This is a genomic window from Hydrogenophaga sp. NFH-34, from assembly GCF_021401345.1.
GTDB classification, from domain to species: domain Bacteria; phylum Pseudomonadota; class Gammaproteobacteria; order Burkholderiales; family Burkholderiaceae_C; genus Hydrogenophaga; species Hydrogenophaga electricum.
Genome location: NZ_JACBGE010000005.1, coordinates 98,033 through 113,396 on the forward strand (window position 1 = coordinate 98,033; position 15,364 = coordinate 113,396).

14 protein-coding genes are annotated in these 15,364 nt (G+C 68.9%); 11 read left to right on the forward strand and 3 right to left on the reverse strand.

Annotated features, from left to right (window positions below; translation table 11 throughout):
* The first annotated feature begins 77 nt into the window (after positions 1–77).
* The 3 genes from L0977_RS06330 to L0977_RS06340 all read left to right on the forward strand — a co-directional run bounded on the left by L0977_RS06330 (position 78) and on the right by L0977_RS06340 (position 1,952).
* Complete coding sequence (locus L0977_RS06330; protein ID WP_234264006.1) at positions 78–749, forward strand: helix-turn-helix transcriptional regulator; 672 nt, start codon at positions 78–80, stop codon at positions 747–749.
* A 72-nt stretch (positions 750–821) separates the two neighbouring features.
* Positions 822–1,604, forward strand: coding sequence for a type III pantothenate kinase (locus L0977_RS06335; protein ID WP_234264007.1), 783 nt, complete (start codon positions 822–824; stop codon positions 1,602–1,604).
* A 93-nt stretch (positions 1,605–1,697) separates the two neighbouring features.
* Positions 1,698–1,952: an acyl-CoA-binding protein gene (locus L0977_RS06340; RefSeq protein ID WP_234264008.1), complete on the forward strand. Its 255-nt coding sequence runs from the start codon at positions 1,698–1,700 to the stop codon at positions 1,950–1,952.
* On the opposite strand, the gene L0977_RS06345 is transcribed toward L0977_RS06340, so the two are convergent.
* Together L0977_RS06345 and L0977_RS06350 are read right to left on the reverse strand one after the other, a co-directional pair.
* Positions 1,953–3,086, reverse strand: a complete 1,134-nt coding sequence (locus L0977_RS06345) for an aminopeptidase (protein WP_442786613.1) — start codon at positions 3,084–3,086, stop codon at positions 1,953–1,955. It abuts the gene before it with no gap.
* The gene (locus L0977_RS06350) at positions 3,083–5,140 is read right to left on the reverse strand and encodes a molybdopterin-containing oxidoreductase family protein (protein ID WP_234264009.1); all 2,058 of its coding nucleotides are present in this window, start codon (positions 5,138–5,140) and stop codon (positions 3,083–3,085) included. The genes L0977_RS06345 and L0977_RS06350 overlap by 4 nt, the downstream gene beginning before the upstream one ends.
* A gap of 144 nt (positions 5,141–5,284) precedes the next feature.
* On the opposite strand from L0977_RS06350, the gene L0977_RS06355 reads away from it, so the two are divergent.
* The 5 genes from L0977_RS06355 (at position 5,285) to L0977_RS06375 (ending at position 9,438) form a co-directional block, all read left to right on the forward strand.
* On the forward strand, positions 5,285–6,511 hold the full coding sequence (locus tag L0977_RS06355) for a M20 aminoacylase family protein (RefSeq protein ID WP_234264010.1): 1,227 nt from the start codon (positions 5,285–5,287) through the stop codon (positions 6,509–6,511).
* Entirely contained in the window at positions 6,508–7,197 is a 690-nt protein-coding gene (locus L0977_RS25545) for a DUF2817 domain-containing protein (protein ID WP_326491053.1), read from the forward strand. Before L0977_RS06355 ends, L0977_RS25545 begins: the two co-directional genes overlap by 4 nt.
* Positions 7,198–7,275: 78 nt before the next feature.
* On the forward strand, positions 7,276–7,785 hold the full coding sequence (locus L0977_RS06365) for a phasin family protein (protein ID WP_234264011.1): 510 nt from the start codon (positions 7,276–7,278) through the stop codon (positions 7,783–7,785).
* A 178-nt stretch (positions 7,786–7,963) separates the two neighbouring features.
* Complete coding sequence (locus tag L0977_RS06370; protein ID WP_234264012.1) at positions 7,964–8,650, forward strand: TetR/AcrR family transcriptional regulator; 687 nt, start codon at positions 7,964–7,966, stop codon at positions 8,648–8,650.
* Positions 8,650–9,438, forward strand: a complete 789-nt coding sequence (locus L0977_RS06375) for a hypothetical protein (protein WP_234264013.1) — start codon at positions 8,650–8,652, stop codon at positions 9,436–9,438. Before L0977_RS06370 ends, L0977_RS06375 begins: the two co-directional genes overlap by 1 nt.
* Here L0977_RS06375 and L0977_RS06380 read toward each other — a convergent pair.
* Positions 9,417–11,303 carry an ABCB family ABC transporter ATP-binding protein/permease gene (locus L0977_RS06380; RefSeq protein ID WP_234264014.1) on the reverse strand — a complete coding sequence of 629 codons (1,887 nt, stop codon included), beginning with the start codon at positions 11,301–11,303 and terminating at the stop codon, positions 9,417–9,419. The two genes, L0977_RS06375 and L0977_RS06380, sit on opposite strands and share 22 nt — an antisense overlap.
* Positions 11,304–11,421: 118 nt before the next feature.
* On the opposite strand from L0977_RS06380, the gene L0977_RS06385 reads away from it, so the two are divergent.
* Genes L0977_RS06385 through L0977_RS06395 form a run of 3 tightly spaced genes read left to right on the forward strand, consistent with a single transcriptional unit; the run spans position 11,422 to position 15,334 of the window.
* Positions 11,422–12,678, forward strand: coding sequence for an MFS transporter (locus L0977_RS06385; RefSeq protein ID WP_234264015.1), 1,257 nt, complete (start codon positions 11,422–11,424; stop codon positions 12,676–12,678).
* Positions 12,679–12,682: 4 nt separating this feature from the next.
* Positions 12,683–14,191 (forward strand): AMP nucleosidase, encoded by a 1,509-nt coding sequence (locus L0977_RS06390; RefSeq protein ID WP_234264016.1) that lies wholly within the window; start codon positions 12,683–12,685, stop codon positions 14,189–14,191.
* Between the two features lie 39 nt (positions 14,192–14,230).
* On the forward strand, positions 14,231–15,334 hold the full coding sequence (locus L0977_RS06395; protein WP_234264017.1) for a mechanosensitive ion channel family protein: 1,104 nt from the start codon (positions 14,231–14,233) through the stop codon (positions 15,332–15,334).
* Positions 15,335–15,364: the final 30 nt, after the last annotated feature.

A 15,364-nucleotide genomic window follows, 5' to 3' on the forward strand; every position in this document is an offset into this window, starting at 1 on the left:
GATCACCTACCTCCTGGCGCCGGCGTGGTTCGGGGTAGTCTGTCGCCCATTGTCCCCGGATTGCGAAGGACACACCCATGACACTCCCTGTCAACTTTGACAGTGTGGGGGTGGATGCCATCCTCGCCGACTGGGTGTGCGCTCTGCACGAACAGGGCGTGGAAGCGCTGGTCGTGCTCGGGCCCAACCCCTTTGGCGGCCAGGACGAGCGCGAGGTGCTCGCGGTGCACCCGCCCCGCATGCATGCACCCGCCAACGACCTGGCCGAAAGCCGCGACTTCGGGGCCAGTTGGCGTGAAAGCGATGCCCCGCTGGTGGTCTGGCAGGAGATATCCAAGGCCGCAGCCTCCGAGCACGGTGGGCGCTGGCGGCGCATGTGGCTCGCTCACGGCTACCAGACCCTGGTACGGGTGGCGTTCTGCCTACCGGCCGGCCGTGCCTTCGAATGCTTCATGTTCAGTTCGCGGCTGTTCGGCTCGCGCAACGATGCCGCCGCACTGGCCTGGTCGGCCTACAACATCTGGCCGCTGCTCAAGCGCGCCATCGCCGAGCAGCGGCTGAGCCTGAGTCCCCGGGAGCGGGAAAGCCTGTTCCTGGCCTTCGAGGGCCTGACGGCGCGGGAGACCGCTGCCCGCATGGACTGCTCGGAACGCACGGTCAACTACCACCTGGCCAACGCCATGACCAAGCTGCGCACCGACAGCAAGCTCGCCGCCATCCAGCGTGCCTGCTGGCTCGGCCTGATCTGAACCCTGAACCACGATCCGGATTCATGCTGCATCGCAACACAGCACAGGATTCCGCGTCGTCATAATGCCCGCATGACTTTTCTGGCCCTGGATGTCGGCAACACGCGCCTGAAATGGGCGCTCTACGAAGCCCCCCGACCCGGCGCGCGCCTGCTGGCCCACGGTGCGCAGTTCCTGGAGAACATCGACAAGCTCGCCGAGGGTGACTGGAGCACCCTGTCGCCGCCCGACCATGTGATCGGCTGCGTCGTGGCGGGCGACGCCGTCCGGCAGCGGGTGCAGGAGCAGCTCGAGATCTGGGACGTCACGCCCCAATGGGTGGTGTCCAGCAACGAAGAGGCCGGCCTCGTCAACGGCTACGACCATCCCGCCCGGCTGGGCTCGGACCGCTGGGTCGCCATGATCGGCGCCCGCCACCGCCTGCTGGGCCAGGGCCCTGCCCGGCCCTGCGTGGTGGTGATGGTGGGCACGGCGGTCACGGTGGAAGCCATCGACGCTGATGGCCGCTTCCTGGGCGGCATCATCCTGCCGGGCCACGGCATCATGCTGCGCGCGCTCGAATCCGGCACGGCCGGCCTGCACGTCCCCACCGGGGAGGTGTGCGACTTTCCCACCAACACCAGCGACGCCCTGACCAGCGGCGGCACGTTTGCCATCGCGGGGGCGGTGCAGCGCATGGTGGACAACCTGCGTCAGCACAGCCACGAAGAACCCAAGGTCTACATGACCGGCGGCGCGGGTTGGAAAATGGCCCCCAGCATGTCCATTCCTTGCGAACTGGTCGAAAGCCTGATCTTCGACGGCCTGCTGGAGATTGCCCAGCAACGCCTGCCGGTGCTGAAAATGGCGGTGTGAGCACAGGCTGCTCCCCCCCAGTCCCGCCCAACATTCCCTTTGCCGTGTGGCCGCCCATCCTGGGCTGCCGATCTTTTTCTTCGAGAACCGTTTATGTCCGACCTCACCGCCCGCTTCGAAGCCGCCGTCGCCAACTCCTCGAAATTGTCCGAACGCCCGGACAACGCCACGCTGCTGAAGATCTATGGCCTCTACAAGCAGGCCACACAAGGTGACGTCACCGAAAAGAAGCCCGGTTTCGGTGACATGGTCGGCCGCGCCAAGTGGGACGCCTGGAACAGCGTCAAGGGCACGTCGGCCGACGACGCCATGCAGCGCTACATCGACCTGATCGAATCGCTGAGCTGATCAGCGCGGCGCCGCGCCGTCGCGATCCGGCTGCTTCGCTGAGGGCGCCGGCATGAGCGCCTGCAAGGCCGCCTGCCGCTCGGCGGCGGGCTCGGCCGCCAGCGCCTTGGCCGCAGCATAGAAGCGCGCAAAGTCGCTGCCCTCGCGCGCAAACAGCGCCTCGAACGCCGGCACCCATTGGTCGTAGGCAGCCTGGGCGCCGAACAGGGCGTTGTTGGCCTGTGCCACCCAGGCGTCGTAGCCAGCGTACCCGCCCCAGGCGGCCTTGAGCGCGCCGTAACGGCGGCGGAAGTCGGCCATCACGTCGGCCTTGCGCGCACGCTGGCCGGACTCGGACAGGGCGCGGTGCGCGTACACCGCCGCCAGTTGCTCGCGCGTGTGCAGCGTGAGCGTACGGAATGCCTGGCGGCGGCGGTCGAACTGCTCGTAGGCCGCGCGGCTGTCCGGGCTGGCATCCCGGGACAGCCAGCGCTCACCCCCCAGGCGCTCGACCGCCGTGGCAAACGACTCGTTGAACGCCATGTCGCCCGCCACGTACACCACCTGATGCGCCAGTTCGTGAAACACCAGCCGGGCCAGTTCGCCGTCGGGGTAGCCGATGAAGGTGTTGAGCAGCGGGTCGCCGCCGAACCAGTCGAGCCAGCCCAGGGTGGAGTAGGCCTGCACCGGGTACACGGCCACATCCATGTCCGCCGGCAGCGAGGCCGCAAACGCCTGCGCGGCGGCCTCGTCGTAGTAGCCGCGGTAACCCACACAACCCGCCACCGGAAAACACCATTGCCGGAGTTGGAGCGACAGCGCCGGGGCGGCGACCACGTTGAACACCGCGGCACGGCGGCCCAGGTCGGCATAGCGGGTGTAGCTGCGGTTGTCGGGCAGGGCCAGCTGGGTCACCGCAAAGCGGCGGATGTCACGCGCCGTGGCGAGCTTTTGCCGCAAGGCCGGCGGCGTGTGCTCATCGGCCAGCCAGTCGGCCACCGGGCGGGCCGAGCGCATCAGTTGCCAATGGCCGGTGACCGATTGCCAGTAATACCCCAGCCCGGCGTCGGTCGAGGCACACCCGGCGAGCAGGACTGCCGCCACCCCCAGGGCCAGCCGGCGCCGCCCCACCCCAACACGGTGCCACAGGCTCACGCCCGCTCCACCTCGACGAGGCAGTCGTAGAACACCGGTGCCCGGCCCAGATCGGTCAGGCGCTGGCTCGTGAGCTGATTGACGTTGGTGCCGTCGGGCCCGAGCTTGCGCCACCAGATGCCCAGACCGTTGACGACCCCGGGCCGGGCCCGCGTCGACACGTCGGCCTTGCAGCGGTATTCGCCCCGGGCGTTGAACACGCGCACCATCTGCCCGCTGTCGATGCCACGCGGGGCGGCGTCGTCAGGATGCAGCTCCAGCAAGGGTTCGCCCTCCACGCTGCGCAGGCTCTGCACGTTCACGAAAGTCGAGTTGAGGAAATGCCGTGCGGGCGGCGAGATCATCGCCAGCGGATGGCGCGGGTCGCTGCCCGCGGCCTCGTGGTTGGGCAGGTGGTCGGGCAGGCCATCGAGCCCCTGGGCCACAAGGCGTGCGCTGAAGAACTCGCAACGGCCGGAGGGCGTGGGAAAGCCGCCGTCGGCGAAAGGCGCATCCGGCACGGGCAGCGTGGCAAACCCCTGCGACAGCAAGGTGTCGAAGTCCACCGCGTCGCCAAAGGCCTGCCGGCACATGGCCTCGTCGCTGTCGGCGAAACAGGGTTCGTCGAAACCCATCCGCTCGGCCAGGGCGCGAAACACCGCGCTGTTGGCCTTCGCCTGGCCCACGGGGGCAATCGCCGGGCGGTTGAGCAGCACATCGGTGTGGCCGTAGCTGGCGTGGATGTCCCAGTGCTCCAGCTGGGTGGTGGCGGGCAGCAGGTAATCCGCGTAATCGGCGGTATCGGTTTGGAAATGCTCCAGCACCACCGTGAACAGGTCCTCGCGTGCAAAGCCCTGCACCACTTTCGCCGATTCGGGTGCCACCGCCACCGGATTGCTGTTGTAGACCACCACCGCCTCGATCTTCGGGCCGAAGCCGGTCGACGCCTCGCTCAGCAGGGCGTCTCCGATGGTGCTCATGTTGATGGTGCGCGGCGTGCGCCCCGCCAGCAAGTCGGGCCGCTGCAGCGCGGCCCGCTGCGCCGGGAAATACCCCGAGGCCGACAGCAGCAGTCCGCCGGCACGGTGGCGCCAGGCGCCCACCAGGGCGGGCAGGCAGGCAATGGCGCGCACCGCGTTGCCGCCGCCGCGCACCCGCTGCATGCCGTAGTTCAGCCGGATCGCGGCCGGCTTCGTGGTGCCGTAGTCGTGCGCCAGCTGCCGGATCTGCGCCACCGGCACGCCACAGATTTCGGCGGCGCGCTCGGGCGGCCATTGCAGGGCACGCTCGCGCAGCGCGTCCCAGCCCAGGGTGTGGCGTTCGAGGTAATCGTGATCGAGCCAGTCGTGGGTGATGAGCTCGTGCATCAGCGCCAGCGCCAGCGCGGCGTCGGTGCCTGGGCGCAGGGCGATGTGCTCGTGGCACTTGTCGGCGGTTTCGGTGCGGCGCGGGTCGATACAGACCAACCGGGCGCCGTCGCGCTTGGCCTTCTGGGCCAGCCGCCAGAAATGCAGGTTGGAGCCGATGGAATTGCTGCCCCAGACCAGAATCAGCTTCGATTCGGCGAAATGCTCCACCTTCATGCCCACCTTGCCGCCCAGGGTCTGCACCAGGGCTTCACCTCCCGCCGACGCGCAGATGGTGCGGTCCAGCAGCGACGCCCCCAGGCGGTGGAAGAAGCGGGCCGCCATGCCATCGCCCTGCACCAGCCCCATGGTGCCGGCATAGCTGTAGGGCAGGATGGCCTGGGGGTCGCGGGCGGCAATGGCGCGCAAGCGGGCAGCGATGTCGTCCAGCGCCTCGTCCCAGCTCACGGGCTCGAACTGGCCGCTGCCCTTGGGGCCGCCGCGGCGCAGCGGTGTGAGCAGGCGCTCGGGGTGGTACGTGCGCTCGGGGTAGCGCGACACCTTGGTACACAGGGCGCCGTCGGTGTGCCGGTGGGCCGGGTTGCCCTGCACACGCCGGGCCACACCGCCTTCGACCGTGGTCAGCAGGGCGCAGGTGTCGGGACAGTCGTGCGGGCAGGCGCCCAGCACCTGGACGGCATCGGAAGGCGGGTTGGCAGATGGGGTCATGGGGCACCGGGAAAACGGGTCCGTGGCAGGATAGCAGCCCCGCCCGCGGGGCGAAAAGGTGCGCCTGAGCGCCATCTTCGCTACCATGGCTTTGCGCCAGCCATTGCGGTGCGCCGGGGCGCACCGCCCGAACGCCGAACGACCATGAAGCTCATCGACTCCCTCCTCACCGAAGCGGCCAGCATGACCGCCCTGCGCCGCGATCTGCACGCCCATCCCGAACTCTGTTTCAAGGAAGTGCGCACCGCCGATCTGGTGGCCGCCAAGCTCACCGAATGGGGCATCCCGGTGCACCGGGGCCTGGGCACCACCGGCGTGGTCGGCACCGTGCATGGCCGCGACGGCGGCGCCAGTGGCCGGGCCATCGGCCTGCGGGCCGACATGGACGCGCTGCCCATGACCGAGCTCAACACCTTCGCCCACGCCAGCACCGAGCCCGGCAAGATGCACGCCTGCGGCCACGACGGACACACCGCCATGCTGCTGGCCGCGGCCCAGCACCTGGCCAAAACCCGGCACTTCGACGGCACGGTCTACCTGATCTTCCAGCCGGCCGAAGAAGGCGGTGGCGGCGCCCGCGAAATGATCCAGGACGGCCTGTTCGAGCAGTTCCCGGTCGAGGCCGTGTTCGGCATGCACAACTGGCCGGGCATGCCGGTCGGCAGCTTCGCCGCCAGCCCGGGGCCGGTCATGGCGTCGAGCAACGAATTCCGCATCACCATCCGGGGCAAGGGCTCGCACGCGGCACTGCCGCACAACGGGATCGACCCGATACCTGTGGCCTGCCAGATGGTGCAGGCCTTCCAGACCATCATCACGCGCAACAAGAAACCGGTGGATGCCGGCGTCATCAGCGTGACCATGATCCACGCCGGCGAGGCCACCAACGTGGTGCCCGACAGCTGCGAGATCCAGGGCACGGTGCGCACCTTCACCTTCGAGGTGCTCGACCTCATCGAGCGGCGCATGCGCGAAATTGCCGAACACACCGCCGCCGCATTCGGCGCCCGCGCCGAGTTCCACTTCCGCCGCAACTACCCGCCCACCGTCAACCACCCGGCCGAGACGGCGTTCGCGCGCCGCGTGCTGGCCGACATCGTGGGCGATGACCAGGTGCTGATGCAGGAGCCGACCATGGGCGCCGAGGATTTCGCCTTCATGCTGCAGGAGCGGCCGGGCTGCTACCTGTTCATCGCCAACGGCGACGGCGCGCACCGCGCCGCCTACGAGGGCGGTGGCCACGACGTCGGCCCCTGCATGCTGCACAACCCGCACTACGACTTCAACGACGACCTGATCCCGCTCGGCGCCACCTACTGGGTGCGGCTGGCCGAAACCTGGCTGGGGCAGCCACGCCCCCCATCCGCATGATCGGACCGGCGGCCGCTTTTGCCCCCGCCTACGCGCGGGCCCGGGTGCAGTTTCTCGAAGCGGCCGCCACCGCCGGCACAGCCCTGGGCAGCCATCCGCTGCCCGGGACGGGCGCCGATGGCGAGACCCTGGCCATCGACACGGCGCGGGACGGTGCCGCCGACGCGGGCGCGCTGCTGATCCTCAGCAGTGGCCGTCACGGCACCGACGGTCGGGTCGGATCGGGCGTCCAGGTGTTTGCCCTGCACGACGCCGCCTGGCGCGAACAGGCCCACACGGCGGGCGTCGCGGTGCTGTACGTGCACGCGCTCGACCCCGAGGCCTGCTCGTTCCAGCGCCCGCCCCGGCCGGCACCGGCCGAAACCGCTGCCGGCGGATCGCTCACCGGGCGCTGGCTCCAGATCCTGCAGGCGCATGGCCGGCATGCCCGGCGCGTGCTCTGGCTCGATCTCTGCACCAGCGACACCCCTGATCCCGGCATCACCGGGCTGCAGGCCTTGCTGGAACAGGCCTGCCCGCAGGCCAGCGTTCGCTGCCGTTCCCTGCCTTGCGGGCCGGTGCCAGCCCACAGCATCTGGACCGACGCCGACTGCGCTCCCCTCATCGTGCACGCGCGGCAGGCCCTTTTCGCGGGCGTGGCCGAACTGGTGGCTCCCTCGGACAACGCCCTCGCAGCGGACGTTTAGACCCCGGCCCCTACCGCGAGCGTGCCGCGCGGCCTACAGTTTCCGGGCCGTTCTCCTCCTCACTCAAGGAACCCGATCATGGTCACGCGCAAAACCCCGCCCCCTGACGCAGCAGACACCGCCCACCACATCCGCGATTCGGCCCAGCAGATCTGGCTGGCTGGCCTGGGCGCCTTCGCCAAGGCCCAGGCCGAAGGCAGCAAGGCCTTCGAAAGCCTGGTCAACGAAGGGTTGAGCATGCAGCGCAAAACCCATGCCCTGGCCGAAGAGCGCATGGCCGAAGCCACCCAGCGCGCCAACGCCCTGGCCGGTGAATTCAGCCACCGCGCTGCCGGGCAATGGGACAAGCTGGAAAACCTGTTCGAGGACCGCGTCGCCAAGGCGCTGCGCAAGCTCGGGGTGCCGGCAGCCCGGGACATCGATGCCCTGGCCGAACGCATCGAAGCGCTGAGCCAGCAGGTCGAGCGCCTCGCCCAGGCACAGCCCTCCACGCCGGGCACCCCCCGGTCGCCGGCTCCGGCCCGCAAACGCCCGGCCGCCCGCAAAGCCGCAGGCCCCAAAACCGGCGCGGATCCCGACGCCAACTGACCCGGCCAGCGTCGTTCGCCAGGGCGCTGGCATGCTGCATCGCAGCATGCCAGCGCGTCCCAGTGGTCTACACTGATCCGCAAGAGGTGCCCACGATGGCGCACCCCAACCCATTGGCCAGCGCCCGGCGTGCCAGCACGTCGCCGACCGGCCACCATGGAGACTGCGGAGACAAGCCATGCCCAGAAAAGCCCCTCGCCGAACAGCCGAGCGCATTCTGGAAACCACGCTGGTCCTGTTCAACCGCTTCGGCGAGCCCAATGTTTCCACCACGCTGATCGCCAACGAACTGGGCATCAGCCCCGGCAACCTGTATTACCACTACCCGGCCAAGGACGAACTGGTCAACGCCCTGTTCGAGCGGTATGAGCAGGCGCTGACGCCGGTGCTCGACGCGGCGGGCGGCGTGCGTGACGTGGAAGGCGCTTGGTTCTTCCTGCACACGCTGTTCGAGACCCTCTGGGAGCATCGCTTCCTGTACCGCGACCTCAACGACCTGCTGTCGCGCAACCGCCTGCTGGAAACCCGTCTGCAGGGCGTCATTGCCCACAAGACCCGTGCCCTGCGCGGCATGCTCACGCACCTGGGCCTGCACGGCGCGGTCGACATGGACAGCCGCGAGGTGGCCCCGACCGCCGACAGCATGGTGGTGCTGCTCACCTACTGGCTGAGCTTTGAATTCGTGCGCGCTCCCCGACAAGCACTGGAGCCCGAACACGCCGGGCAGGCCCTGTGGCGCGGGGCCTGGCACGTGCTGCACCAGCTCACCCCCTACCTCGAACCCGCGCAGCGCCAACACCTGCGCCAACTGGCCGACGCCTACCGCCCTGCAACCGCGTCGACCGAACGGGAGGAAACCGCCTGATGGAAGCCACCGTCTCCGAATCCTGGCCAGCCTGCCCTGCCCACGCGCGCACCGCGCTCGAAGCCGACGACGTGGTGCGGCTGTGGCCGCGCCTGCACGGCGGCGACGCCGAGCCCCTGCCCGATGACCCCGCCCTGTTGCAAGCCTGGGTGCTCTACCACCAGGGCCGTTTCGAGGCCGCCGCGCGCGCCGGCCTGGCGCTGGGGACGCCCGGTCTGTCGCTGTCGCACAAGGCCACCTGCATGCAGGCCATCTATGTCGAGCCCAGCGAGCCCCGCCGGCTGGCCATGCTGCTCGACGTTGCCGAGCGAGCCCGCCGCCAGCAGGAATTGGCGCCGCAGCAGCCGGCCGGCTGGTACTGGCAGGGCCATGCCCTGGGGCGCTACAGCCAGGGCGTGAGCGTGGCCAAAGCGCTGGCCCGGGGCCTGGGCGGTCGCGTGCGCAGCAGCCTGGAGCGCACGGTCGCGCTGGCGCCCGCCCATGCCGACGCCCACCTGGCGCTGGCGAACTTTCACGCCGAAGTGATTGACAAGGTCGGCGAGCTGATCGGCGGCATGACACACGGCGCGCGCAAATCGCTGGGCCGTCTGCACTACAGCCAGGCTCTGGCCCTGCAACCCGAATCCCCCGTCACGCTGCACGAATGCGCACAGGGCCTGGTCATGCTCGACGGCACCGCCGCCGAAGCGGAAGCCCGCCGCCTGCGCGAGCGGGCGGCGACACTGCCGCCCGTCGACGCGATGGAGCGGCTCTACCTGGAAGCCGTTCAGGCCGGGCTCGACGGCTGAGCCGCCGCGGGCAGGGGCTCCGGGGAGGCGGCGGTTGTCGCATCGCGACCGCTCTGCTGCAGTGCCCACATGCCCGCATACACGCCGCCCAGCGCCAGCAGTTGCGGGTGCGTGCCACGTTCCACGATGTGGCCATGCTCCAGCACCAGGATCTGGTGCGCGTCCACCACCGTGGACAGCCGGTGCGCGATCACCAGCGCCGTCTTGCCCTGCGCCACGCGCTGCAGCTCCGCCTGGATGGCCCGCTCGTTGGCCGAGTCCAGCGCCGAGGTGGCCTCGTCAAAAATCAGCACCGGCGGGTTCTTGAGCAGGGTGCGGGCAATGGCCACGCGCTGCTTTTCCCCGCCCGACAGCTTGAGTCCCCGCTCGCCGACCATGCTGCCATACCCCTGCGGCAGCCTGTCGATGAAGGTGTGGATGTGCGCGGCCTTCGCCGCCGCCACCGCCGCGTCGTGCCCGGCATCCGGGCGACCGTAGAGGATGTTGTATTCGATCGTGTCGTTGAACAGCACCGTGTCCTGCGGCACGATGCCGATGGCCTGACGCAGACTGGCCTGCGTCACCTGCCGGATGTCCTGCCCGGCCAGGGCGATGGTGCCGGCGTCGATGTCATAAAAGCGGTACAGCAGCCGCGCCAGCGTCGACTTGCCCGACCCCGAGGGACCGACCACCGCCACCGTCTCGCCGGCCGGGATTTCGAAGCTGATGCCGTGCAGGATCTCGCGCCCGGCTTCGTAGCCGAAGCGCACCTGGTCAAAACGCACCGCCGGCGGCCCGTCGAGGCGCAACGGCCGCGCGTCCGGCGCGTCGGCAATCTCGCGCTCCTTTTCCAGCAGCGTGAACATCTTGTCCAGATCGGTCAGGCTCTGCTTGATTTCCCGGTACAGCACACCCAGGAAATTCAGCGGGATGTACAGCTGGATCATGAACGCATTGATCATGACCAGGTCCCCCAGCGTCATGTGGCCGGCGGCCACCCCCTGTGTGGCGCGCCAGAGCATGGCCACCAGCGCCACGGCGATCATCATCTGCTGCCCGGCATTGAGCATCGACAACGTGGTCTGGCTCTTCAGGCGGGCCTTGCGCAGGCGTTCCAGCGCCTCGTCGTAGCGGCGGGCCTCGAAGGCCTCGTTGTTGAAGTACTTGACGGTCTCGTAGTTCAGCAGCGAGTCGATGGCCCGAGTCTGGCTGCGCGACTCCAGCTCGTTCATTTCACGGCGGAAACGGGTGCGCCACTCCGTCACCGACACCGTGAAACCCACGTACACCACCAAGGCCGCGAGCGTGATCCACACGTAGCCCATGTCGAACTTCGTGCCCAGCAGCGTGAGCACCAGCACCACCTCGATCAAGGTGGGGAAGATGCTGTAGAGCGAGTACGAGATGAGCTGCTGCACGCCGCGGGTACCGCGCTCGATGTCGCGCGTCATGCCACCGGTCTGGCGCTCCAGATGGAAGCGCAGCGACAACGCGTGCAGGTGGCCGAACACCTGCAGGGCGATGCTGCGCGTGGCCCCCTCGGTCGCCTTGGCAAACACCAGTTCGCGCAGCTCGGTGAACACGCTGGTGGACAGCCTCAGCAGCCCATAGGCCACCAACAACCCCACGGGCACCACCAGCAAAGCCTGGGCGCTGCCGGGCGCGATGCTCATGGCATCGACCAGTTCCTTGAGCAGCAGCGGCACCCCCACGTTGGCCGCCTTGGCCGCGACCATGAACGCCAGGGCGGCCATCACGCGCCACTTGTAGCCCCACAGGTAGGGCAGCAGCCGGGCCAGCGTGGCCCAATCGGAACGGGAGTCGGGCCGGGCATGGGCCGGGCTGTCGGGCAGCACCGCAGTGCTGGCGGGGGACGATGAGCGCATTTTTCTGTGAGGACCGGCGGGGCAGGAGATGGAGTATCGGCCAAGGCCCGGCAAGACCGCGGGAACACCCGCAAAATCGGGGTTCCCAACAGGGCCGACATGGCCCGGGCCATCCCGCATGAATCTCCCGTCCTCTCCCTCCCGGCTGGTCTGGCCGATGTTGCTGGCCCTGACCAGCGCCTTCACCCTGAGCCAGGCCTTCCGCACGGTCGCGGCCATCATGGGCCCGCCGCTGGCGCAGGAACTGGCGCTGTCCAACCAGCAACTGGGGCTGTGGGCCGCAGCCTTCCACTTCTCCTTCGGCATCATGCAACTGGTGTTCGGGGTGACCATCGACGTCTTCGGCGTGCGCCGCACCATCCTGGCCGCCTTCCCCGTGGCCATCCTGGGTGCCGTGGTGTCTGCCCTGGCTCCCGGCTTTCAGGTCCTGCTGCTGGGCCAGGTGCTCATCGGCACCGGCTGCTCGCCCGCCTTCCTGGTGTGCACGGTGTTCATTGCGCGCCACTTCGGCCCCGAGCGGTTCACGCCCACCTCCGGGCTGATCATGAGCCTGAGCGGCCTCGGGGTGCTGCTGACCGCCACCCCACTGGCCGCCATGATCGAAATCTCGTCCTGGCGCTGGTCGTTCGGGGTGCTGGCGCTGCTGGGCATCGCCGCCTGGCTGGCCATCTTCTGGCGCGTGCGCGAGCGCTCGCTCGGCGCGCACTCCGTACAGGCGCCGGTTGCACGCCCCCAGCTGAAGCAGGCCTTCGGCGGGCTGCTTGACCTGTTCCGGCTGCCGCACACGGCCGGCCTGGTGCTTTACGCGGCGGTCGCGTACGCCGGCTTCATCACGCTGCGCGGCCTGTGGCTGGGCCCGGTGCTGATCGAACGGCACGGCCTGACGCTGGTACAGAGCGGCAACGTCGCCCTGCTGGTGACGCTGGGCAGCATGCTCAGCCCGGCCGTGTTCGGCCGCATCGACCCCGGCGGCGAGCGGCGTGTGCACTGGCTCATCGGTTTTTCGCTCGCGGCGGCCACGCTGCTGATGGGCATGGCCCTGACCCACAGCCTCTGGCTGGACGTGGCGCTGCCCATCGTCTATGGCCTGCTGTCCGGTTATGGACTGCTGCAATACGGCTACGTGCACGGCGCCTACCCGGCCGCGGCACGCGGGCGGGCCCTGTCGCTGTTCACCATGGCGATGTTTCTTGGCATCTCGCTCATGCAGTGGCTCAGCGGCCTGGCCGCGACGCTGGCACCCGCGGCTGGCCTCGATCCGCTCTCCGCCGCCCTGGCCACCATGAGCCTGATGCTGGTGCTCGGCGGCCTGGCTTTCTGGAAACTGCCCCGCGCGCCGGGCGAGCCCGTGCAGACACCACCCACACGACAATAAGCCCATGCACCAGACACCCGAATTCACCGCGCCCCAGTTCTTCGAAGACCCCGCTGCCGCACTGGCCCAGGCGCAGCGGCTGTACGACCAGAGCATCGACTTCCTGCGCGCGGCGCTGCGGGAGTTCGTCGCCGGCCGGCCCTTCGAGGGCCAGCGCGTGCGCGCCTGCTACCCCTTCGTGCGCCTGCACTCGCACAGCGTCTCGCGCCAGGAGGCGGGCCTGCACAACCGCCTGAGCTATGGCTTCGTGGCCGGGCCGGGCCGATACGAAACCACGCTGACCCGCCCCGACCTGTTTGCCGACTATTACCTGGAGCAGTTCCGGCTGCTCATGGCCAACCATGGCGGCCGGCTCGAAGTGGGCATCAGCGCCCAGCCGATCCCCATCCACTTCTCGTTTGCCGAACACGACCACGTCGAAGGCGAGATGGATGCCGCGCGGCGCGCCCTGATGCGCGACGTGTTCGACCTGCCCGACCTGGCGGTGATGGACGATGGCATCGCCAACGGCACGCACGAACCCGCGCCCGGCGAACCCCTGCCACTGGCCCTGTTCACCGGCGCGCGCGTCGACTACTCGCTGCAGCGCCTGCGCCACTACACCGGCACCGCGCCCGAGTGGTTCCAGAACTTCGTGCTGTTCACCAACTACCAGTTCTACATCGACGAATTCATCCGCCTGGGCCATGCCGAGATGGCCGACCCGGCGAGCGACTACATCGCCTTCGTGGAGCCCGGCAACCTGATCACGCGCCGCACCGGCCTGGGCGCCGAGGCCATCGACGCGCTGGGCAAGGCCTTGCCGCGCCTGCCCCAGATGCCGGCCTACCACCTGCTGCGCGCCGACCGCAGCGGCCTCACCATGGTCAACATCGGTGTGGGCCCCGCCAACGCCAAGACCATCACCGACCACATCGCCGTGCTGCGCCCGCACGCCTGGCTCATGCTCGGCCACTGCGCCGGGTTGCGCAATGGCCAGCAACTGGGCGACTACGTGCTGGCACACGCGTACGTGCGCGAAGACCACGTGCTCGACGAAGAACTGCCCCTGTGGGTGCCGATCCCGGCGCTGGCCGAGATCCAGGTGGCGCTGGAAACCGCCGTGGCCGACGTGACCGGCATGCCCCCGTCCGAACTCAAGCGCATCATGCGCACCGGCACCGTGGCCAGCACCGACAACCGCAACTGGGAACTGCTGCCCACGCGCAACGTGCCCAGCACGCCGCAACGCCGCTTCAGCCAGAGCCGGGCGGTGGCTCTCGACATGGAGAGCGCCACCATCGCCGCCAACGGTTTCCGCTTCCGCGTTCCCTACGGCACCCTGCTGTGCGTGAGCGACAAGCCGCTGCATGGCGAGATCAAGCTGCCCGGCATGGCCAACCACTTCTACCGCGAGCGCGTGGACCAGCACCTGCGCATCGGCATCCGCGCGATCGAACTTCTGCGCCAGGGCGGGGTCGACCAGTTGCACAGCCGCAAGCTGCGCAGCTTTGCCGAAGTGGCGTTCCAGTAAGCGCCCGCACCGTCACGTTCCCGAGCCTTTCCCGATCGAATGACCCCCATCCAAGAACGCCTCGCCCACCTTCTCAACGTCGATATCTGGCTGGCCATCACCCTGGCCGTGCTCCTGATGGCCCTGGTCGTGAGCCAGGTCACCCGCGTCCTTTTCAACCAGTTGCTCCGCTGGACCCGGCGCTCCGAAACCGTCTGGGACGAAGCCCTGGTTGAATCCGCTCGCCGGCCCATGCAGTTGCTGATCTGGATCGTGGCCCTGACCTGGGCCGCGACCGCCCTGCAGCGCCACTGGCCCGAGCCCGACTTCAGCCCCACCATCGGGCTGGCCCGCAACATCGGCATCGTGCTCACGGTGGCCTGGTTCTTCTGGCAGTTCATCGGTCGCGCGTCCGAACACACCATCGCACGCGGCCAGGCGCAGGATCCCGCCTTCGACCTGACCACCGCCCTGGCTCTGAGCAAGCTGGCCCGCCTGATCGTCGTCGTCGTGGCCACCATCACGGTGGCCCAGACCCTGGGTTTCCAGATCGGTGGCCTGCTGGCTCTGGGGGGCGTGGGTGGCATCGCGGTCGGCCTGGCCGCACGCGACATCCTGGCCAATTTTTTCGGCGGCCTGACCATCTACCTGGACCGCCCGTTCAGCGTCGGCGACTGGATCCGATCGCCCGACAAGAGCCTGGAAGGCACGGTCGAATACATCAGTTGGCGCCACACCCGCATCCGCGCCTTCAACAAGAACCCGATCTACGTGCCCAACTCGGTCTTCACCAACATCGTGGTGGAGAACCCTTCGCGCATGACCCACCGGCGCTTCACCGAAACCATCGGCGTGCGCTACGACGACCTGGCCCAGGTCGACGCGATCGTCACCGAAATTCGCCGCTACCTGAGCCAGCACCCCGCCATCGATACCCGGGAACTGCTGATCGTCAACTTCAACCGGTTCGGCACCAGTTCGCTGGACATCATGATCTATGCTTTCACGCTGCAGCGTGTCTGGGCCGAGTTCCAGTCCCTGAAGCACGAATGGCTGCTGGCCATTGGCCACATCATCGAGCGCCACGGTGCGCGCGTGGCGCTGCCGACCCAAACGCTGCACGTCGATACCCTGCCCGTTCCCCAGGAGCCCACACCCACCTGAGCGTGGGTGCTCGGCGCGGGCCGGGCTTTT

Bases quoted from the DNA above. Each gene is read 5' to 3' on its own strand.
- L0977_RS06330 (WP_234264006.1), top strand. From the start codon at position 78: ATGACACTCCCTGTCAACTTTGACAGTGTGGGGGTGGATGCCATCCTC.
- L0977_RS06335 (WP_234264007.1), top strand. From the start codon at position 822: ATGACTTTTCTGGCCCTGGATGTCGGCAACACGCGCCTGAAATGGGCG.
- L0977_RS06340 (WP_234264008.1), top strand. From the start codon at position 1,698: ATGTCCGACCTCACCGCCCGCTTCGAAGCCGCCGTCGCCAACTCCTCG.
- L0977_RS06350 (WP_234264009.1), bottom strand. From the start codon at position 5,140: ATGACCCCATCTGCCAACCCGCCTTCCGATGCCGTCCAGGTGCTGGGC.
- L0977_RS06355 (WP_234264010.1), top strand. From the start codon at position 5,285: ATGAAGCTCATCGACTCCCTCCTCACCGAAGCGGCCAGCATGACCGCC.
- L0977_RS25545 (WP_326491053.1), top strand. From the start codon at position 6,508: ATGATCGGACCGGCGGCCGCTTTTGCCCCCGCCTACGCGCGGGCCCGG.
- L0977_RS06365 (WP_234264011.1), top strand. From the start codon at position 7,276: ATGGTCACGCGCAAAACCCCGCCCCCTGACGCAGCAGACACCGCCCAC.
- L0977_RS06370 (WP_234264012.1), top strand. From the start codon at position 7,964: ATGCCCAGAAAAGCCCCTCGCCGAACAGCCGAGCGCATTCTGGAAACC.
- L0977_RS06375 (WP_234264013.1), top strand. From the start codon at position 8,650: ATGGAAGCCACCGTCTCCGAATCCTGGCCAGCCTGCCCTGCCCACGCG.
- L0977_RS06380 (WP_234264014.1), bottom strand. From the start codon at position 11,303: ATGCGCTCATCGTCCCCCGCCAGCACTGCGGTGCTGCCCGACAGCCCG.
- L0977_RS06385 (WP_234264015.1), top strand. From the start codon at position 11,422: ATGAATCTCCCGTCCTCTCCCTCCCGGCTGGTCTGGCCGATGTTGCTG.
- L0977_RS06390 (WP_234264016.1), top strand. From the start codon at position 12,683: ATGCACCAGACACCCGAATTCACCGCGCCCCAGTTCTTCGAAGACCCC.
- L0977_RS06395 (WP_234264017.1), top strand. From the start codon at position 14,231: ATGACCCCCATCCAAGAACGCCTCGCCCACCTTCTCAACGTCGATATC.